Consider the following 20,589-nt stretch of genomic DNA (forward strand, 5'->3'; position numbering starts at 1 on the left):
GATGGGAGTTTAATTAATAGAGTTTTACAATTTTCTAGTAAGTAATGCTTTTGGGGCGGTGACTTTAGTCTCCCTGCTTGCGTCAACCCCAAAAACCAAAAAAACTTCATCTAAGTAAAATGCAATAAGATAAAGAGCGAAGTGCTTTGAGTTATTTATTGTCATTAGCAAATGTTGTTAGGGCTAATTATTCGATAGGCTAGCTTAATATCTGCTTGTAGTTATTGCTAGTAGGTATTCGTTTGATGAGATAAAGATAAAGATAAAGATAAAGATAAAGATAAAGATAAAGATAAAAACAGGAAAAAGGTGGTTGATCTAATGGTTAACAGTAAAAGAAGATTTAGCTTATTATTCAAATCTATTATTAACTAAAGGTAAGTGGAATTTTTCACTTACCTTTAGTTGTCGAGGCTTACATTAGTTGTCTAGACTTACATTTTGTAAGTTAAGTTCAAGCCAACAGTACGGCTTTGACCAACTGATGCACGGTATCCACCATTAATTAAGTAAACAACATCTTCATCGGTTAAGTTAGTGATATAACCACTAATTAATAGGTCGCCAAGCGTATAGTCGATGCTCGTTCCTAACAGCGTATAATTACCGGCTTTGTAATCTGATGTATTTTCAAGGTCTGAGTAGTATTCGCTTACATAAGTTGCATCTAAACCTAATGTTAAGTTCTCACCTACATATTGTGTTAAACCTAGCGAAGCATTTAACTCAGGCGCATTTGAAAGCTCGTTACCTTTGAAGTTATCGTCCTGGTCAACTTTAGATTTCAATAAACCAATCGCTGGTCTTACTTCTAAGCTGTCTGTTAACCAATGCGCCAATTCAACTTCTAGACCCATTGTATGTGCTTGCCCTACGTTAGTAATTTTGTAGTCAGAAATACCTTGGTAATCATTATAATCATTGTAGAAAATAGCAGTATTAAGGGTAGTGCTACGGTTAAAGGCTGTTTTAGCACTTAATTCATATGCATTAACTGATTCACTTTCGTAAGTATAAACTTCAGAAGCGCCACCGTAGTTGTAGTAACCAAGGCCACCAGAGTTATAACCTTGGCGGAAAGAGATACCAAAGGTAGTGCTTTCAATTGGACTATAGGTTAACGCTATTTTAGGTAAAAGATAAACGTCTTCTATTCCATCATCTAAATCAGGGCTGACATAACTCGCGGTAAATAATCTATCTTGTTTTTCATATTGTAATCGAGCGCCAGTGGTCAGCGTGAACTGCTCATTAATGTTGTAGTTCATTTCACCAAATAGTCCCAGACGTGTTTCATCTGTTTTACCTTCAGTTGAATAACTTTCACTTGAAACCGTGTTCTCTCTGTCCGCTGCCATTATCCCAACGTACCCATCAATATTAGAGTTACTTGGAGTAAAGGTTAATTGGCTTTCAAGTTTGGTTGTTTTATCTTTGAAGTTGTAGGTTTGTTCAGTTGGGTATTGATCAAAGATATTGGTTTGGCTGTTAAACGAAACTAGCGTCTTACTCGCAATTTGACTATTGATCTTGTAGTTTATTTCAGTAGAAAGATTGTAGACATCAGAGTCTTGGATTCGGGTATTGTAGCTGGTATCACGGCCAAGACCTTCATTATAATGAGTGCCTAAAGATAATGTCTCATCTTCATAACCTGAACCATCGTCCCAAGTTGCCCAATTTAAGTAGTTACCATCTGCTTTACGGTAGTTACCTGTAAATTTAATGGATAAGTCTTCATTAAAGGCTGGATTCCAAAGTAGTTTACCGCGGAAATTTAAGTTTCTTGAGTCTTCAGGATCAACTGGAACTGAGTCTGTGTCACCATCATAAGTCATATAACTTTGGCCATCTGTGCCATCAAAGGCTACACGATAAGCAAGCTGTTCATTAAGTGGGCCAGATGCCATTAATGCGACATTTTTCATCACATTACCATTTTCATAAACTTCAGCGCCACCACGTATTGCATATTCAGGCGCAAAAGTAGGATCATTGGTTTTCACTGAGATAGCACCACCAATAGAGTTTTCACCTTGAGTAGTAGATTGTGGACCACGCAGTACTTCTATTTGTTGTACATCCCATACACCCGAGCCACTAAAGTTATAACCAGTAAAGGCATCAGAAACCCCATCGACATTGGTATCAACGCGCTGACGAGCACCACTTCTGATGGCATAGAAGCCAGTCGCTGCACCACTCCCATTAACACCACGAATATTAATACTACCAAAACCAGAGCTCACAACATTAGGCGCTTCAATCACCACGTCATTAATTGTTTTTGCACCCGTCTTTTCGATATCTTGACCGTCTATAACAGTGATTGCTGTAGTGGTATCTTTAATATCTCTATCGATTTTTTCACCTGTCACAATCATTACATCTGTTTGTGAAGGTTCTTCTGCCATGACTTGACCGGTTAACGCGATCATAATTGCTGCATATAGTTTGCAATGCTTCATATTTACTAGTTCCATTATGTTGTTTTTTAAATTTCTTGGTAATGATATTTATTATCATTAATGGTAAAGTAAATATTATTAAGATCACAGCATAATCGTTTATGCAAAATAGCGATTTGGTTATGGAAAAAAACAATATGAAAACAAAAGCGCAATTAAAGGAGGCATTAGCCAAAGGAACCTTTATTCGCACCATGGGAGTTGAACAAAAAACTATCTTTTCTGATAGCCATTCCCAAGCCCCAAATAACTGTACAGGCACCAAAAGCTTAGCCTTGATAGAGGGAGATCTTATTTCATATCAAGCTGATAATAGCTTTATTTTATACGGTGGTAGAACACGAGATCTCGTTGATTTTCAAGTATTAACCACAGCTAAAAAGTCATTATGCCTCACCATACTGTTAGAAGGTAAATTAGATTTTGGATACGATGATCTTAACTTTCTATATGATGCGACCAATCAACCCAAAGCAGTGATTGTTTGTTTAGCACGTGCTGTAGGTTTTCGTCGCACTTTATATAAAGGTAATAAAGTGGCGAAGCTAAATATTATCTTAGCGCATGAATGGCTAACCGATCGTATTCGTTCTACGGATAATTTTAGTGAATTTATTACTCAGCATTTAGCGCACTTTGAATTACAACTAAGCCCAGAAATATTATCTTTAACAAATAATATTATTAAATCCAGTGCGCCCAAAAACGTCATAGAACAAATGCAGCTTGAATTGTTAACGCAGCAACTGCTAATGAATGTGTTACTGCAACTTAACCATCATGAGAGTGTCATAAATAAAAATAACAATAAAAAATTAATATGTGAATCAACAAGATATGATCCTGTTTTAGATAAGTTAGTTTCTTATATTGAAGCCAATTTAACCCAAGAAATGTCCGTCAAACAGCTCGCTGAATATGCAGCGATGAGTATTTCTAGTTTGCAACATAAGTTTAAAAATTCACTGGGTATTAGCGTTTTAGGTTATATACGACGCAGACGTTTAAATATTGCTAAACAACAATTGCAAGCGGGGTTAGTGACGATTTCAGAAGCGGCTTATAATGCGGGATATCGTCATCCTTCTAATTTTACCAGCGCATTTAAAAAAGCATTTGGGATACCGCCACAGAATTTGCTGATGAAAGAGCAACAAAACTAGTACCAGAAAGCAGCGATTCTGTTAATTGCTACCATCATTTTCTTATTGTATGTGAGTTAAATTTTAAAGGTTATTAATGAACAACGCATTACCATTAAAGACGTTATTAACGTATTTCGATTTATCAATTAACAGTGTAGAAACAGAAAACGGCTGGCGAGAGCTCACTCAAGATGGGACGCCATTGATTAAAAAGCAACAAGACGGCCGTTGTATAATTTTATTTCTATGGCGAGATCCTGAAGGTGATAAAAATAGATCAACAACTTGCTCAGTAATATTACATGTTAATGCGATAACCAATCACAATAGTTGGCAACCGACCTGTTTTAGTAGACATAATGATAGTGACTTATGGTTTGCTTATTTGAATGTACAAGCGGATTGGCGTAGTAGTTATTCATTTATCCCCATTAAAGCAAACCAATTAGCACGTTTAAATACACAACAACAGGATCGAAGTAGAGAAGCACAACGCCGCTGGTGGTTAGATGTGGTAAAGCAACAACAACCGGATCCACTGAATAAATATCCTGACATTGCTTCAGGCTGGGGACTTTGTTCGCCTTTACACCTGCCAGATGCAGCTCAAGAGCTCGGTTGGAAAGCCTGGGATCAAGGTCGATTAGATAAAACAGATAGTATGCAATACCAGACGTTACCTTGGCATTCTGTAAGTTTAGATAACAGTAGAGACTGCACTATATTTTCTACCAGTACTAGCAAAGCGCCTTTAGTTATTTTGTTAGATGGACAAAAGTGGGACGAAAATACAGGCACATTAGCAGTATTAAAACACCTGACCAGTATTGGCAAACTTGCAGCTGCGCATTACCTGTTAATTCCTTCCCTTGATAACCAAACACGTTGGCAGGAGTTAAGTTGTTATCAGCCATTTTGGCAAGCAATTATCGATCAATTATTACCTGAGGTGCAGCAACATTTACTAAAACGCAATATAAATATCACCGAGTACCTCGTAGCAGGGCAGAGCCTTGGTGGTTTGTCCGCTTTATATGCAGGTGCGTACTTCCCGACTTATTTTAACAAGGTGATCACCTTATCGGGTTCATTTTGGTGGCCAGAAATTGAGAGAATGCAAGATCCCGATGCTTTTAAATTGCATGATCAACAATGGGACAAGGTTGTGCCTAACAATAGCCTAGCGGATAGGGTGCTCAAACAACAAATTAGTGTGTCTGGTTTACATATCTACCAAACTGTAGGTAATGCAGAAAAGGACTTACGCACTTATAACGATATGCATAACCAAGTATTGCAGCAACATGGTGCGCTAGTGACTTATCATAAACTACAAGGTGGCCACGATTGGTTATCATGGCGCTCAGGGCTTATCAATGGATTAGTCACGCTGTTACCTGGCGCGCTGTTATCTAGTTAGCCGTTTTCTGGCCTAGCAGCTGTCTATCAAATTATCGACCGCGAGGAATGATTAATGGTGTATGTGATATAGGGTCATCTAAAATAAGACAAGGCAATCCAAATACCTGCTCAATCAGTTGTTCTGTAACAATTTCATTGGGTGCACCGGTAGCGATAATAGTGCCGGCTTTCATTACGATTAAATGGTCTGCATATCGGCAAGCATGGTTAAGGTCATGTAAAACAGCCACCAGCGTATTACCTTGCAGACGATTTAAATCTTGGAATAAGTCCATTAATTCAATTTGATGGGCAATATCTAAGTAAGTGGTGGGCTCATCTAACAATAGTAATGAAGTTTCTTGTGCTAATGCCATCGCAACCCAAACTCGTTGCCTTTGCCCACCTGATAGTTGATCGACATTAATCTCTGCAAACTCAGCGATTCCAGTTGCGTGCATTGCCATATCCACTGCTTTTTGATCAGTTTCACTCCAAGGTTGAAACCATTTTTGATGCGGGAAGCGTCCTCGTGAGACAAGGTCAATAACTTTAATTCCGTCTGGCGCAATCGCACTTTGCGGTAATAGCCCTAAGGTTTTTGCTACTGCACGTGTTGATTGTTCATGAATGTTTTGACCACTTAATAAAACCTGACCGGATTGCGGTATTAATAAGCGACTAAGGGTACGTAACAGGGTTGACTTACCACAACCATTGGGGCCAACAATAACGCTGAACTTGCCTTCAGGAATATCAACAGAAAGGTCCTTTGCCACTATATGTTGTTCATAACTTAGCGTGACTGATTGTGCTTCAAGTATTGCTTGTGTTGATTGCTGGGTCATTTTTTCCCTTCCCGAATAATTAAATAAACTAAGTACACGCCGCCCAAGCTAATGGTGACTAATCCCACCGGTAATGTTGAGTTTTCCCAGCCGTGTTGTGCAATGAAGTCAGCTAATACCAATAATAGCGCGCCGACTAATGCAGAGCCGATCAATGAAATGTTTTGGTCTTTTTGTAAACGTCGCGCAATTTGTGGAGCGGCAAGGGAAATAAATGAAATAGGACCAGTGATTGCAGTGGCTAATGCGGTTAAAGATACGCCAACAAACATCAAGACCAAGCGAGATTTATTCACTGAAATACCTAATGCAGCAGCGGTATCATCACCCATTTCTAACAGTTTCATACGAGTATTGAGTAATAGCGATACAGCTAACAAGGCGATAATCAATGTAGTGGCTGGTAAAATACGCAACCATGTCATGCCATTTAGTGAACCCGCACTCCATAACGCAGCTGTCATTGCTGTTTCTAATGACACAGTGAGCGATAACCATTGATTAAATGCCGTCAAGGTTGCACTGATCGCAATCCCAACGATGATCAAGCGAAAACCAGAATGGCCATCACGATAAGCAAAAATATACACCAATATTGCAGAGAAAAGACCACCTAAAATTGCACCCAGCACGCTGAACCAATAGACGTTACCAAAGACAGCAAGAGAGATTAAAACCCCGGTGAAAGCGCCGACGTTAAATCCAGTAATATCTGGGCTACCCAGTGGATTGCGCACTAAGGATTGAAATACTGCGCCACTGACGCCCAAAGCCGCACCGATAATGATCGCACTAAATAACCGAGAAGCACGCCATTGCCAGACAACAATAGATTGATAGTGAGTGGCTTGTCCGGTTATTAGCTGCCAGACGTCATCAAAACTGCTAGCAACTTGTTTACCAAAAAACAGCGTGGCAAAGATCAGCAACAATGAAAAAAGCACAACACAGCTAACAGTGAAGTTATTTTTAAATAAGGAGGAAGAGCGCTGTCGAATAGGTAAAATCATAAGCTACTCGCTCCTTTTCTACGCACTAAGTAAATCAAAATAGGGGCACCAATAAAAGCCGTTACAATCGAAACACGCAATTCACCAACAACCAAAACGCGTCCAATAATATCGGCAACCAATAAAAGCATCGGCGTTAAAATACAACTAAACGGGATAATCCAGCGTTGGTCTGGTCCCACCATCCAACGTGCAATATGCGGCATCATTAAACTAACAAAAGCAATAGGCCCTGCAGCAGCGGTTGCAGCGCCACATAAAAGCGTAATAACCAGTAAACCAATAAGTTGAATACGAACGGGGTTACTGCCAAGTGTTGAGGCTAAAGCATCACCTAAACTAAAGGCATTTAACGCAGGCGTGATAGTGAAGGCTAATAAACAACCGATGATAACCACAGGTGCAATTGATAAGGGCACCATTAAGGTACGCACATCTAAACTACCTACAGCCCAAAATCTAATTTGATCAAATGCCATTGGGTTAAATAGGGTAAGGGCTGAACTAAGGCCCGCAAAAACAGCGCCAATAGCAATGCCTGCTAGGGTTAGTTTAAGTGGGTCAACTTTGCCCGCTCCCATACTACCGACGCTAAATACTAATAAACTAGCCAGTAGCGCACCACAGGCAGCGTATAAGAAAAACTCCGTGAATAGCGTTGCGCCAAAAAACACAATGGCAATCGAAACGGCCAAGCTGGCACCGAGATTGACACCAAGTATGCCTGGGTCAGCAAGGGGATTACGTGTTATCGCTTGTATTAATGCGCCAGCAACGCCAAGTGCCATACCGACAAATAAACCGGTTAATGTTCTTGGTAATCGACCTTCGTAGATAATGATATTAGCCAGTCCTTGATCTTGGCCCTTTAAAACATCATAAATCGTCTCTACAGATAATGGTTTCGCACCAATACACAGGCTGGCAATCATGATCAAACAGAGCAATGTTAAACAGCTAAATAACCAAAAATAGCGATTACCGTGAGCAGCGTTATTGTTATGTTTGGCCATTATTGTTGTTGTCCAAATAACTGCTGTAGTCGATTTAATAAATTAGTTGCGCTGTAATAATCTAACCTAAAGGTATCTTCTCCGACGGCATAAACCTGGTTATTTTTAACTGCATTGACCAGTTGTAAATAATTGTTTTCTTTTAATGCTTGCTCTCTTGGTGGCGCGGCTGAAAATAGCAAAACCGAATGACCATTAACCGCATCAGGGAAGCGTTCACCCGTGGCAATAACGATGTCATTACGTACACCCATACTGATATTACCTTTAACGGATTCAGGCAGTTCCGCCAAAGTAAAACCAAGTTGTGTTAATAAGCGTCCTTGTGCTGATGCTTCTGTCCAAATATTAGCGCCAGTGCCATCTTGATAATAAACCATTGCTGTTGTTGGTTGCGGTGGCAAAGTAATTTGTTGCTTAGTGTTTTGTATTTTTTGTTCAAAATCTGCAACAATTTTCTGAGATTGTGCTTCTAAGCCAAATAAGTCGCCAAAAATAGTGGCTAACTGCATCCAACTTTTATCATCGTATCTAATTACTAAAGTCGGTGCGATATCCTTTAGCTGCTCGTATAAACGCATCGCAGAATCGCCACCAGCTTCAGAGATAATGATTAAATCAGGGTTGGCTTGAATGATCGCTTCTGCGCTGGCTTCAGTTTGATATAAAGCAGTAACATTTCTTGATTTAGCAACTGGATCCCATTGGCGCATAAAGCCTTGTTCAGAAGCAACGCTCGTATTAGGAGTCGTCGCCCCCGACGCAACAACCGGTGCATCAATAGCGAGTAGGGTGCCGGTCAGGGTAACACTGGTGGATACGATTCGTTTAGGAGGTTGCTCTAATGTTAATAGGCCTTTACTGGTCATAATGCTTCTTGGCCAGCCTTCATTACTTTTTTCAACCTGATCTATTGCTAAAGAGTGTGTTGTTGAAGTGGAAGCATCACATGCTGTTAAAATAAATACGACACCAATAATAAGAAGCTTTCTGGGAAAGGCGAAACAATTAAACATCCGTTTTATCCTAAAAAAAATTAAAAGCTAATTATAGTGATAAAACCAGATATTAAAAGTAATGATAATTATTTTTATTTACGAAGTTGAAATTCAATGATAAATTTACGATTAATTTTGTGATAAAAACAATCACTTAAGTATTTACAGGGAGATTTGTCAGAATTTTCTGAGGCTTACGTTGTCCACTATAACGCTATAATGTTGCATTGTGATGCGCATTTAAGATTAAACAGTGAATTTAGTGCGATATAATTAAGCACTCCTGACCCATTAATAAAGGAATACAAAACCATGAAAAACCTATTTCTTGCTGCAACCGTACTGGTCTTGGCAGCTTGTGCCAAAACACCTGATGTGGATTACGATAAAACTGTTGATTTCACTAACTACAAAACATTTGCTTGGTTACCAGAGGCAACATTAGCAGGAACTGGAAATTACCAAATCAGTGAATTAACAGAAAAACGTGTACAGGATGCGGTGACAGAGAAATTACAGCAACAAGGCATGACATTAGTCCCTGCGGCTGAGGCTGATGTATTGATTAATTACCACGCTTCAGTGGATACAAAAATGGATGTTGAAACTTTCAATACAGGTTATGGCGCACATTGGAATAACTGGGGAATGGGCTACAACACACAAACTACTACACGTGAATATGAAGTGGGTACACTGGTACTTGATGTTGTTGATCAAAACACAAATCAATTAGTTTGGCGTGGTGCACGTGAAGGGCGTTTATTAAAAAATCAATCACCTGAAGCACGCAATGAAAGAATTAATGAAGTTGTAACGACAATTCTAAGTGGCTTCCCACCTGAAACCGTTAAATAAATACACAGTCAACGGGATTTGCTAATAGCGATCCCGTTGATTTTTATACACTCATCTCTGCTTGAATAGCCTCCCTTGCATTTAATGCAATATCAACAAACGCATTCACCGTCGCATTATCGTTACTTTGTTTATACTGAATTTGCACCGGCATTTTTGTCTCAACATTCTCCAACTTAATGAAATGACAACCTTCACTATAAAGTTTACTGACACAAAATGGGGCGATTGCCACACCTAAGCCTGCCGCCACTTCAGTGACTAAGGTTTGCATGTGTCGAGGTTGGCTTACAATATTAGGTGAAAATTTTGCCTGTTTACAGATAGTAATGGTTTCATCAAATAACCCTAATGCTTCATCTCGATTAAAAATAATGAACTGTTCATTTTTCATCTTAGAAAGACCAATCGAATGAGTGTTTGCTAAAGGGTGATTGTGATTGACGACTGCAACAAACTGGTCGATATAAATATCATGGTTAGCAAAGGTATCAGCAATAGACGCTGGTAAAGGCCTTGAAAAGGCAATATCAATTTCACCATTCTTAAGCGGTTCAATTTGTTCAGTAGCGGTCATTTCAAATAACGAAACATGCACCTGCGGAAATTGCTGCTTATATTGACTCACTAATGCCGCAAGAAACGGCAAACAAGCAGAACTTAAATGAGCAATGTTTAGCGTGCCTCTTTGGCCATTATGCGCTTGTTTAACTTGAGTTCTAGCTTGCTCGGTTAACGCCAAGATAGCACTGGCATCTTTTAATAATTGTAATCCTGCTTGGGTGATCGCGACATCTCGGGAGTTACGTTTAAATAAAGTCACACCCAGGTCAGACTCTAATGTAGAAATATGACGACTAACAGCCGGTTGTACGGTATGAAGCTCACGTGCTGCCTCTGAAAAGCTTTTATGCTTTGCTACGGTAATGAAACTTTTAAGTGTTTTAATATCCATGAAGCACCTGTATATAATATTTGTATAGATTCTATTAAATATTAACATTTTTGTTATAGATGAATAGGCTTTATTCTAGCCGTACTTCATTAATAACAGAGAAAATCATGAACACAGCTAAACAAGATCAACAACTTAGTCGGTTTATATTATTGCTGATGACCACAGCAATCGCTGCCACCGCCGCAAACCTTTATTATAATCAGCCCATTTTGCCACTGATTGCCAAAGAGTTTAATTTAACCAGTGTACAATTAGGCAGTATTCCTGCATTAACACAGTTTGGTTATGCCTTTGCGTTGTTATTTATTTCGCCTCTCGGGGATGCTATTGCCCGTCGTCATTTAATCAGTGTTTTGTCTGCTGTGTTAGTGACGGCATGTACATTGGCTGTGTTGACACCTAATCTGCCGATTTTATTGATAGCTGTATTTTTAATTGGTGTGAGCGCCAATATTACTCAGCAGTTAATCCCATTCGCGGCGTCGCTGGTTTCAAAAGAAAACAAAGGGGCTACCTTGAGTACTCTGATGATGGGACTGACGCTCGGTATTTTATTATCTAGAACACTCAGTGGTTTTGTCGGTGAGAATTTTGGTTGGCGTAGTGTATTTGTTATGTCTGCATTACTGGCGACATTGTTTGGTGTGCTTTTATACGCATTTTTACCGGATAACAAACCGCAAAGTAACTTACGTTATCTGCCGCTGCTTAAAAGTACATTGCAGCTATTTTATAAACATAAATCCTTACGCTACTTTACCTTAACCGGAAGCCTTTGGTTTGCCGCTTTTAATGTGTTGTGGGCGACACTGGCGATTTATGTGCATGGTGAACCATTTCATTATGACGCTCAGCAAGCTGGCTTATTTGGTATTGTGGCATTGGCCGGTGTGATTGGTGCTAAATCTTCTGGTAAGTGGGTTAACCGTTTCGGATCTAAAAGCGTAGTAATGGTTGCGCTTGCGTTAATTGCCATTGGTTTTGTGGTAACTGGGCTATTTGCTGGCAACTTAATTGCCTTGATTGCAGGTATTATTCTGATTGATTTTGGTATTTTTAGCGCACAAGTTGCCAATCAGGTGCGTGTTTTTAGTATTGACCCAAGTGCACAAAGTCGCATCAATGGCATTTATATGCTCGGATACTATTCAGGTGGAGCAATAGGATCAGTAGTGGGCGTTTATATGTTCTCTTTATTTCAATGGCCTGGTGTCATTGCTGTCAGCGTAGTGTTTATTGCATTGAGCGCAGTTTTTAATTTTTTAGTTAAAAAATATTAATTTAGTTTGATATCTTATTTGGAGTTTGTATGAATCAATTAAAAGCCACAGGTAGTTATACTTTATTGTCGATTGCTACCTTAATCATTATGGTCGGCACATTGGTTGCGCCCGGTTTAATCGGTATTTCTGAAGCATTAGGAGTTGCTGATAACGCCATTTTATTAATTACACTACCCGCATTAGGTGCTGTGTTGTTTGCACCACTCTCGGGTAAGTTAATCGATAAATTTGGTGCCTATTATTGTGTGGTTATTGGGCTATTTCTATATGGTTTTATCGGAGCCAGTGTTTATTGGCTAAATGGTCCTGCTGCTGTATTTACCAATCGTGTTTTACTCGGTGGCGTGACATCGGCTGTGATGGCCGGAAGTACTGTATTGATTTCTCAATGGTACACCGGGAAAGCACGATTAAATATGATCGCAAAACAAGGCATGGCCATTGAATTTGGTGGTGTGTTGTTTCTATTCGTAGGCGGAATATTGGCCACACATTATTGGGCGATGCCTTTAACCTTGTATCTATTGGCTTGGATATTTTTAATCATGTTATTTTTATTTGTGCCGCGTAATAGCCCTGCGGAAAAAGTCAGTGAAACAACCGAGCAAATCATAAAGCCAAAAGCATTATCATTGAAAGGTGTTTATTTGATGGCATTATTTTCTATGTCGGTCTTTTTTACTGCCTTTGTATTATTACCAGTCGCGATGCATAGAGAGGGGTATGACGAACAGCAAGTAGGAACATTATTGGCTTCGATATCATTGGTTGCTGTGGTTGCCGCTTTATTTATGTCTAAAGTTGTCAAATTACTGGGTGAGTTAAAAGTATTGTCCGTTGCATTTATTTGTTATGGCATTGCTTACTTCTTATTTTTACAAATGGCTACACCTTCATTGGTGATTGGGGCGATAATTTGTGGGATTGGATTTGGTTTTACGGTGCCGTTATTGAACCATATGACAGTAGAATTAAGTCCTGCTAAGGTCCGTGGTCGTAATTTATCTTACTTTACTATGGCTATTTTCTCTGGGCAGTTTTTAACGTCATTTATTGAATATATTCCAGGTGGCATTAATAATATCTGGTTAAGTGGCGTCACATTTTGTGTGATTATTTCCATTATTTTATTAGCAACAAGTAACAGAGCTGCAAAGTAGGCTAGCCTTTCACAATCCTTCAACGCCTTATCTAGTGCAACGTTAACCGTTAGATGAGGCGTTTATTTCAAATCAAGTTGATCTCTCTATTGGTTATTTGCGTAATATCAGTACCGTTTACTGTTTGAGAATAAAATGCATTTATCTGAAGAAACTGAATCAAGAATTATTGAAATGGCATGGGAAGACAGAACCCCGTTTGAGGCTATCGCGATCCAATTTGGTTTAAATGAATCACAGGTGATTCGTTTTATGCGTAGCCGCTTAAAGAGCAACACTTTTAAAGTATGGCGAGAAAGAATGAGGGGCCGTACCACCAAGCATTTAAAGTTGCGCAGTTGCGAGGTAAGCCGAGGCTATTGCCCGACACAATACAAGCATAAATAATCAGCTATTGTTGAACGTTCTTGATAACAGGCTGATTAAATACAGCTTTAAACGCTGAATTTGTATAAATTACTTTTTAAAAAAATATAAATCAAATAGGGTACGGGTTAAAATAAAATGAATACCGGTACAGGAAAAACGATTTATGGAATTTAAACAACATGTTTATCAAATGGCAGATTACAACCAGTGGATAAACCAAAAGCTATATGAAGCAATCAGCGTCATTTCACCTGAAAAATTACATCAAGATCAAGGGGCGCGTTTTGGGTCTATTTTTGCCTCGTTAAACCACATTTGTGTAAGTGATACCTTGTGGTTGAAACGGTTCTCATCGGTTTTAGACAAGTACGACGCCTACCAACCGATAGCAAACTTAGCGATGCCTGCATCAATGGATGTATTTCTAGCTAATAATTTCAAAGACTTGAAAGATCGCCGTGTGTTATTAGATGAAGCATTATTAGAGCTCGCTAGTGAGCTTAGTGATCAAGACTTATCCCAGCCAATAAGTTATCAAAATGATAAAGGTAAAGACGCCAATAAATCTCTTTTTAATTTATTGATGCATGTGTTTAATTATCAGACCTATCACAAAGGTCAAATCATTACTTTGTTGAGTCAAATGGATATAGATATCGGCATTACTGATTTAGAATTTATCCAAGCGAATATTATTTGATGGTTTAGATTGTCTGTTATTTAAGGCCGTTATTTAAGATTGTTATTTAACAGTTCAAACAAGGCTTAGCGAAGGAAGATGATAGCGGAGTAGTATTGACGTTCACTTCGGGGCGGTGACTTTAGTCTCCCTGCTTGCATCAAAATAAAAAACCAAAACAAACTTCGTCTAAGTAAAATGCAACAAGATAAAGAGGCGAAGTGCTTTGTTTTCTTAACTGCATCTACAAGGGAGGCTGAAAAAAGAAGTCGCAGAGCTCCTTCGCTCATGGTACTAAGCTGACGCTTAATTCGCCCACCGCCCCGAAAGTAGGTTTATGATTCTTCATTTGTTATTGCCTCGTCTGCGCTCGTTTTAGCTTTTCGTTGTTAATCGCGGTTTGTTTCGCCTTGTCAGCGATCTTCTTTCTCTTGTCAGAAGAGAAAGAAGCAAAGAGACTGACTCCGGATTGTTTTCTGATCTAATCTCACCAATATGGTTTTAACGCACCGCCTCAGGAAGCACATCCATGTGCTTTCTGAGGCTACAGCAAACGTCCTGTTTGCCGTTGCGAACCATATTGTTGACATTAGGAAAACGCAACGGAGATGTGTGGTTATCGTGATAGTGTTATGCGTATTTTTGTTTAATGGCTTCAGTGATTGTAAATGGGAGTTTAATTAATAGAGTTTTACAATTTTCTAGTAAGTAATGCTTTTGGGGCGGTGACTTTAGTCTCCCTGCTTGCGTCAAAATAAAAAACCAAAACAAACTTCATCTAAGTAAAATGCAACAAGGTAAAGAGCGCAGTGCTTTTTTATTCATTGCACCCACAAGGGAGGCTAAAAAAAGGAGTCGCAGAGCTCCTCCGCTCATGATACTAAGCTGGCGCTTAATTCGCCCACCGCCCCAAAGTCAAAACAAGGTTCTGGCACTAGATAAAAGCAAAACGCTTATTAAAGGTCTCATTATCTTCTTCAGCTGTTACAGTAAATGTTTTCTCAGCAATAATTGCGCCTTTGTGTTCAATAGTCATTCGCCAGTCACCACATTTATCTTCAATTGGCGCCCATATCGTATCGCCAAGATAAAAATCCCAATCATTGTTGGTGACATGTACTTCACCTGTGAACGGAGCACGTGCTTGTCCCGCATCATCTAAAATACCGGGGTGGTCAATGGTAAAAAAGATTTTTGAGCCGCGCGCACTTTTAAGGTTAATGGTTAAACCAAACTCAATATCGATTTGTGCAGGGATATCGAGGGTAAACTTTTGTATTTTTGGCAATGCTTTGCTTTTGGATTGCCAGGTTGTGTAAATTCCATAACTTTGGATGCGAACCACTGGTTTTTTAGGGGGCATATAACACTCTATTTTAAAATGGTTGTTGGCTATACATTTAAGCCGCGTTGTCTGCCTATTGGCATGCTGTAATGAACAATTAGTATATTTGAAAGTGATCCTTGATAACAGTGTAAAAGCATATTGATAAAGATCAGCATTGAGATTAAACCTTTGCATTCAGATTGTTATTGTCCAAATGTCGTTGCATGTAATAAGATGGTTCAATCAATAGCAAACATCTCATATCAAGCTGATATTCTAATAGGAAGTGACCAGATTATGTCAAATTACGATCAATTAACCGCTCATTACCAAACCATTAGCCATTTTAATCATGCTCAATCAATGTTGGGGTGGGATGCCGCTGCTAATATGCCTGCAGGTGGTAACGATGCCCGCTCTAAAGCAATGGCCGAATTATCAGTGCATGTTCATCGCTTATCAACGCAACCACAACTGGGAGAATGGTTTGATAAAGCGCAACAGGAATTACTCAGTACTGAACAGCAATCAAGCTTACGTGAAATGAAACGGCAGTGGCAACAAGCGACCATTGTGCCAGAGGATCTTGTACAAGCTCAGTCTATTGCGGGCTCTAAATGTGAACATGCATGGCGCTCTCAACGCCCAGCGAATGATTGGGAAGGCTTTGAGAAAAACTGGAAAGAGGTGGTTAAACTGTCTCGCGAAGAAGCAAAAATTCGCAGTGAAGCACTTGGCTCAACACCTTACGATGCAATGCTAGACAAGTTTGAACCTGGCACCACAACTGCGTCATTAGATACTTTATTTTCTGATGTAAAAACTTGGTTACCTGAATTAATTGAAAAAGCCTTAGATAAACAAAATTCACAATCAATCATCATGCCATCTGGTACGTTCTCGACAGCTAACCAAAAAGCGTTGGGCGTAGAAACCATGAAACTATTGAAGTTTGATTTTGACCATGGTCGACTTGATCAAAGTGTCCATCCATTTTGTGGTGGTGTACCTTCAGATGTACGTATTACCACGCGTTACGATGAGAAAGACTTTGTACAAGCACTAATGGGGATTGTCCATGAAACGGGGCATGCACGTTATGAGCAAGGCTTGCCAAAAGCATTTGCTGGTTTACCTGTCGGTGAAGCGCGTTCAATGGGCGTTCATGAATCGCAATCACTGTTTTTTGAAATGCAAATAGGGCGCAGCAAACCTTTTATTTCTCATCTTTCACAACTGTCTGCTAATGCATTTAACGCACATCAAGATCCTGTGTTTGCAGAAGAAAATTTGTATAAGATTTACACGCAAGTTGAAAAAGGCTTTATACGTGTTGATGCAGACGAACTAACTTATCCAGCTCATGTGATCATGCGTTATGAGATAGAGCGAGACTTAATCAATGGCGTGATTGAGCATACCGATGTGCCTGCTTTATGGGATGAAAAAATGAAAGCATCATTAGGACTTTCAACCAAAGGAAATTATCAAAATGGTTGCATGCAAGATATCCATTGGACCGACGGTGCGTTTGGTTACTTCCCATCTTATACATTAGGCGCGATGTATGCCGCACAATATAAAGCGACAATGCAACAAACTGTTGATATTGATGGCGCGATTAAAAGTGGTGACCTGAGCCCAATTTTTAAATGGTTAAGTGATAACATTTGGTCACAAGCGTCATTACACACAACGGACGACTTGATTAAACGTGCAACAGGTGAAACTTTAAATGCAGCGCATTTTAGAAAACACCTAGAAACACGTTATTTATAAGCTATGTTAATGAGGCCTTGCTCTTATAAGGGCAGGGCCACTATTCATTTTTAATACAATGGACGAATATTAAGAGCGGATAGTAAGCACGATTTTACCAATATGGTTTTTCTTCAGAAACTCAGCTTGTGCTTGCTCGATTTCTTCTAATGGAAATGTCTTAGCAACAAGCGGTTTAATATTTTCCTGCTCAATGTGTTGAATGAGGTTTGTAAACACTTTAGGCTCAAGTACCGTACAACCAAAAAAGCTTAAATCTTTCAGGTAAAGAGTGCGTACATCTAGCTCAACCATTGCACCACCGATAGCGCCTGATACGGCGTAACGCCCTTTAGGACGTAGCACGTCTAAAAATTTTGGCCATGCATCACCTGCAACAAGGTCGATAACAACGTCTACACTATTTGTACCTAATGCAGCAACGATATCATCGTCTCGAGAAATCACGCTATCTGCTCCCAAGTTTAATATTGCTTGATGCTTATTTACGCTAGCGATGGCGATCACTTTTGCGCCCCGTGCTTTAGCAAGTTGAATCGCTGCCGAACCAACACCACCTGAAGCTCCAGAAATTAAAACACAATCTTTGTGGGTGACCATAGCGCGCGTTAGCATGTTTTCTGCTGTCGAATAAGAGCATGGAAAAGAGGCCAGTTCGACATCACTCAATTGAGAATTAACTTTATATGCATGATACGAAGAGACCACAGTATATTCAGCAAAACCACCGTCAGATTCAGAGCCAAAATACAATGGAGGCTCGACGGTTTCCCCATTAACATTACTAATGCACGGTTCAATTAATACTCGCTCACCAATGCGAGTTTGATCTACAGATTCACCTACAGCGACGATTTCACCGCATACATCTGGACCTTGTATTCTAGGAAAGCCCATTGCATTACCGTTCCAGGCACCGTCATCACTATCTGATTTAGCATACCAACCAATACGTGTATTGATATCAGTATTATTGACGCCGGCAGCTGATACGCGGATCAGTACTTCATTGTTTTTGGGTCTTGGTACTTCTGCATCTTGGGTGTATTGCAAAACTTCAGGACCACCGTGTCCTGTAAGTTGTACGGCTTTCATTTTTGTTGGCAGTGCAGTCATGATTAAGACTCCGATAGTAGGTTTAAAATAGAACGTTGTGCGGAATGAAGCGCTTGATCGCCAATAATTGGCCAAGCAGATGACACACCTTCATGAAGCAAAAATAACTGGGTCGCTAAATCACAACGCAAGCTCTGCTCACCAAGAAAGCGTTGCACGTCTTTTTTATGCGTTTTTACTGTTTCATTGATCAACTTATTTTCTGGAAACGCTGCAAGTGCGTTAATCGACATACACCCATTAGGTGCATAGTCCAGCATCCATTTTCCGAGCATATTAAAAATATGTTGTATCGAATCAATACCTGCATTTGGTGCATTTTCCACTAAAAAAGTTAAATATCGTTGATGTCGGTGTTGTAAAGCTGCGACTATCATTTCCTCTTTAGAAGGATAGTGTTTGTAAAGCGTTCTTAAACTAACATCACAAGCAGATTTAAGTTTAGCGACACTGGGCTCGGCAAATCCAAACTCACTGAAGGCGGTTTCTAAACTTGCGGCAATGGATTCTTTTATCATGTTTCCTCACTAGGTAGAGCATTCATTCTACATAAGTGTAGAGTGAACGTTCTACCATTGTCAATGTAATATTAGTAACTCAAATACTTCTCTGAAGTTTATTGCTGTAATAAACAGTGATAGCAGAGTGTATAGACTTGTTTAAAGTCAGGTAAAACACACAATGGTTTCTTTTAATGAAGCGTTACGTTTATAATCACGGCTAATAATTTATATTTAAGAGAGTTTGTAATTAACATGAATGAAAGTAATCACTTTTCAGAAGCAAAAGAATCAACTTGTACTAACACGAGTTGTTGTCCTCCACCACAAAGCCCAGTGACTAGAGCGGCACCAAAAGTGGGACGTAATGATCCATGTGTTTGTGGTAATGGCCGTAAATACAAAAAATGTTGTGGTAAAAACGCATAACAGCGCACAATAACCACTGCATATAACAACACATATCATCGGCTTGTGTTGTTTAGAGTGAAAGCTAAAAACGGTAAAGTAGTTAGCTTTCACGTTTGTCACCGATTTAGGCGAACGCTTTTCAATCACTGCCAACAGCTTTTTACATCCAATACTTCAAAGCCCATCTTACAACCCCGATCGTTCAACGTTAATTTCTTGCTAGCTTTTATTAGCGCCACTGGCTGATGCTTCAAAGATTGTTGTTTATTTGTCATTCTTTCAGTGTGTTATCTATTTAAGTCAGATTTTTAATAAATATTTGAGAATAATAAACACATCAAAGCTGGTTTAATGCAGATAAACCTCAGTATTGTAGAAAGGGACGCTATAAACAGTTAAGTTGTTGATGTTATATTAGTCTCTTCAGCGATGTTTAATGACTTATTATAAAAGGCCACCATGAAATTATTAAAACACGTCTCCGCAATATGCTTATGTCTTGCCACTGTTAATGTTAGCGCAGCTCAAAAGGCCGTGACAGATCAGGGCGATGTTGTGATCCTTAGTGATAATGGCACTTGGTTTTATGAGCAAAGTAACCTTGCCAATGATAATAAAATTAAAACGAACACGGCTGTGTTTAATAAACCTGCGAGTGCTAATTTTATATTAAAAAGTAAAACGAATAACGCGAGTGTTGCATTAAACAGTAAAGAGTGGACTTTTGCTAAAGGCGATGGAGTAGATACAGCGGTTGAGTACAACTTATCGCTTAAAAAAGGGGATTTATACGCAAGGCTTATTACAGAGCGTATTAAATTAGCCCCTGAAAACTTATCGAATATCGCTTTTGAGAACGCTAAAAAGGTCGCGCCTGATCTGAAACTGATCAACAAAGAATATCGTGTTGTTAATGGTCATCAAGTTATCTACATGGTGATGGCGGGCACCACGCAAGGCATTAAATTTAACTTTTTAGGCTATTACTTTTCTGATCAGTCAGGCTCTACACAGTTTGTGGTGTTCACCAGTGAAGATTTAGTGGAAAGATATCAAACTGAGATTAGTGATATTTTGAATGGGTTTTCTGTTCAGTAAATGCAAATAAAAGCGCGGACAACAGCATAGACAATAATATAGACAACAACATAGACAAAAAGACAGATAAAAAGCGTCCATAAAAAAGCTGGCTTTTCCTCATGGAATTAAGCGGTAATCACCCCAAAAAATAATAGAAGTCAAAAGTAGAATTTTCTCGTATGCTTT

Annotated in this window: 19 protein-coding genes; 10 read left to right on the forward strand and 9 right to left on the reverse strand. The window is 39.3% G+C overall.

Annotation, left to right across the window (positions count from 1 at the left end):
- Positions 1-434 precede the first annotated feature (434 nt).
- The gene (locus tag V6256_RS12560) at positions 435-2,468 is read right to left on the reverse strand and encodes a TonB-dependent receptor (protein ID WP_341598568.1); all 2,034 of its coding nucleotides are present in this window, start codon (positions 2,466-2,468) and stop codon (positions 435-437) included.
- Between the two features lie 137 nt (positions 2,469-2,605).
- Here V6256_RS12560 and V6256_RS12565 point away from each other — a divergent pair, with 137 nt between their 5' ends.
- Positions 2,606-3,631 carry a helix-turn-helix transcriptional regulator gene (locus V6256_RS12565; protein WP_341598569.1) on the forward strand — a complete coding sequence of 342 codons (1,026 nt, stop codon included), beginning with the start codon at positions 2,606-2,608 and terminating at the stop codon, positions 3,629-3,631.
- A 76-nt stretch (positions 3,632-3,707) separates the two neighbouring features.
- Entirely contained in the window at positions 3,708-5,033 is a 1,326-nt protein-coding gene (fes, locus tag V6256_RS12570; RefSeq protein ID WP_341598570.1) for an enterochelin esterase, read from the forward strand.
- A gap of 31 nt (positions 5,034-5,064) precedes the next feature.
- Here the strand turns inward: fes and V6256_RS12575 are convergent, their stop codons facing one another.
- Genes V6256_RS12575 through fepB form a run of 4 tightly spaced genes read right to left on the reverse strand, consistent with a single transcriptional unit; the run spans position 5,065 to position 8,901 of the window.
- Positions 5,065-5,862: an ABC transporter ATP-binding protein gene (locus tag V6256_RS12575; RefSeq protein ID WP_341598571.1), complete on the reverse strand. Its 798-nt coding sequence runs from the start codon at positions 5,860-5,862 to the stop codon at positions 5,065-5,067.
- Positions 5,859-6,872 (reverse strand): iron chelate uptake ABC transporter family permease subunit, encoded by a 1,014-nt coding sequence (locus tag V6256_RS12580; RefSeq protein ID WP_341598572.1) that lies wholly within the window; start codon positions 6,870-6,872, stop codon positions 5,859-5,861. The genes V6256_RS12575 and V6256_RS12580 overlap by 4 nt, the downstream gene beginning before the upstream one ends.
- The gene (gene fepD, locus V6256_RS12585) at positions 6,869-7,885 is read right to left on the reverse strand and encodes a Fe(3+)-siderophore ABC transporter permease (protein ID WP_341598573.1); all 1,017 of its coding nucleotides are present in this window, start codon (positions 7,883-7,885) and stop codon (positions 6,869-6,871) included. Before fepD ends, V6256_RS12580 begins: the two co-directional genes overlap by 4 nt.
- Complete coding sequence (fepB, locus tag V6256_RS12590; protein WP_341598574.1) at positions 7,885-8,901, reverse strand: Fe2+-enterobactin ABC transporter substrate-binding protein; 1,017 nt, start codon at positions 8,899-8,901, stop codon at positions 7,885-7,887. The genes fepD and fepB overlap by 1 nt, the downstream gene beginning before the upstream one ends.
- Before the next feature lie 294 nt (positions 8,902-9,195).
- Here fepB and V6256_RS12595 point away from each other — a divergent pair, with 294 nt between their 5' ends.
- Positions 9,196-9,741 carry a DUF4136 domain-containing protein gene (locus V6256_RS12595; RefSeq protein ID WP_341598575.1) on the forward strand — a complete coding sequence of 182 codons (546 nt, stop codon included), beginning with the start codon at positions 9,196-9,198 and terminating at the stop codon, positions 9,739-9,741.
- A 43-nt stretch (positions 9,742-9,784) separates the two neighbouring features.
- On the opposite strand, the gene V6256_RS12600 is transcribed toward V6256_RS12595, so the two are convergent.
- Positions 9,785-10,696 (reverse strand): LysR family transcriptional regulator, encoded by a 912-nt coding sequence (locus V6256_RS12600; protein ID WP_341598576.1) that lies wholly within the window; start codon positions 10,694-10,696, stop codon positions 9,785-9,787.
- Between the two features lie 107 nt (positions 10,697-10,803).
- Here V6256_RS12600 and V6256_RS12605 point away from each other — a divergent pair, with 107 nt between their 5' ends.
- From V6256_RS12605 to V6256_RS12620, 4 genes are all read left to right on the forward strand, one after another.
- Positions 10,804-11,979, forward strand: a complete 1,176-nt coding sequence (locus V6256_RS12605) for an MFS transporter (protein WP_341598577.1) — start codon at positions 10,804-10,806, stop codon at positions 11,977-11,979.
- A 29-nt stretch (positions 11,980-12,008) separates the two neighbouring features.
- Positions 12,009-13,142, forward strand: a complete 1,134-nt coding sequence (locus tag V6256_RS12610) for an MFS transporter (RefSeq protein WP_341598578.1) — start codon at positions 12,009-12,011, stop codon at positions 13,140-13,142.
- Between the two features lie 135 nt (positions 13,143-13,277).
- A complete protein-coding gene (locus V6256_RS12615; RefSeq protein WP_341598579.1) occupies positions 13,278-13,529 on the forward strand; it encodes a TIGR03643 family protein in 252 nt (83 codons plus the stop codon).
- A gap of 145 nt (positions 13,530-13,674) precedes the next feature.
- Complete coding sequence (locus V6256_RS12620; protein WP_341598580.1) at positions 13,675-14,211, forward strand: DinB family protein; 537 nt, start codon at positions 13,675-13,677, stop codon at positions 14,209-14,211.
- A gap of 913 nt (positions 14,212-15,124) precedes the next feature.
- Here the strand turns inward: V6256_RS12620 and V6256_RS12625 are convergent.
- Entirely contained in the window at positions 15,125-15,553 is a 429-nt protein-coding gene (locus V6256_RS12625; protein WP_341598581.1) for a DUF3859 domain-containing protein, read from the reverse strand.
- 261 nt (positions 15,554-15,814) lie between these two features.
- Here V6256_RS12625 and V6256_RS12630 point away from each other — a divergent pair, with 261 nt between their 5' ends.
- Complete coding sequence (locus V6256_RS12630; RefSeq protein ID WP_341598582.1) at positions 15,815-17,296, forward strand: carboxypeptidase M32; 1,482 nt, start codon at positions 15,815-15,817, stop codon at positions 17,294-17,296.
- 69 nt (positions 17,297-17,365) lie between these two features.
- Here V6256_RS12630 and V6256_RS12635 read toward each other — a convergent pair whose 3' ends face one another.
- Together V6256_RS12635 and V6256_RS12640 are read right to left on the reverse strand one after the other, a co-directional pair.
- Entirely contained in the window at positions 17,366-18,412 is a 1,047-nt protein-coding gene (locus tag V6256_RS12635) for an alcohol dehydrogenase family protein (protein ID WP_341598583.1), read from the reverse strand.
- 2 nt (positions 18,413-18,414) lie between these two features.
- A complete protein-coding gene (locus V6256_RS12640) occupies positions 18,415-18,930 on the reverse strand; it encodes a TetR/AcrR family transcriptional regulator (RefSeq protein WP_341598584.1) in 516 nt (171 codons plus the stop codon).
- A 237-nt stretch (positions 18,931-19,167) separates the two neighbouring features.
- Here V6256_RS12640 and V6256_RS12645 point away from each other — a divergent pair, with 237 nt between their 5' ends.
- Together V6256_RS12645 and V6256_RS12650 are read left to right on the forward strand one after the other, a co-directional pair.
- Positions 19,168-19,341: an SEC-C metal-binding domain-containing protein gene (locus V6256_RS12645; RefSeq protein WP_341598585.1), complete on the forward strand. Its 174-nt coding sequence runs from the start codon at positions 19,168-19,170 to the stop codon at positions 19,339-19,341.
- Between the two features lie 441 nt (positions 19,342-19,782).
- The gene (locus V6256_RS12650) at positions 19,783-20,421 is read left to right on the forward strand and encodes a hypothetical protein (RefSeq protein WP_341598586.1); all 639 of its coding nucleotides are present in this window, start codon (positions 19,783-19,785) and stop codon (positions 20,419-20,421) included.
- Positions 20,422-20,589 lie beyond the last annotated feature (168 nt).

The organism is Psychromonas aquatilis, from assembly GCF_038155185.1.
Lineage (GTDB): Bacteria > Pseudomonadota > Gammaproteobacteria > Enterobacterales > Psychromonadaceae > Psychromonas > Psychromonas aquatilis.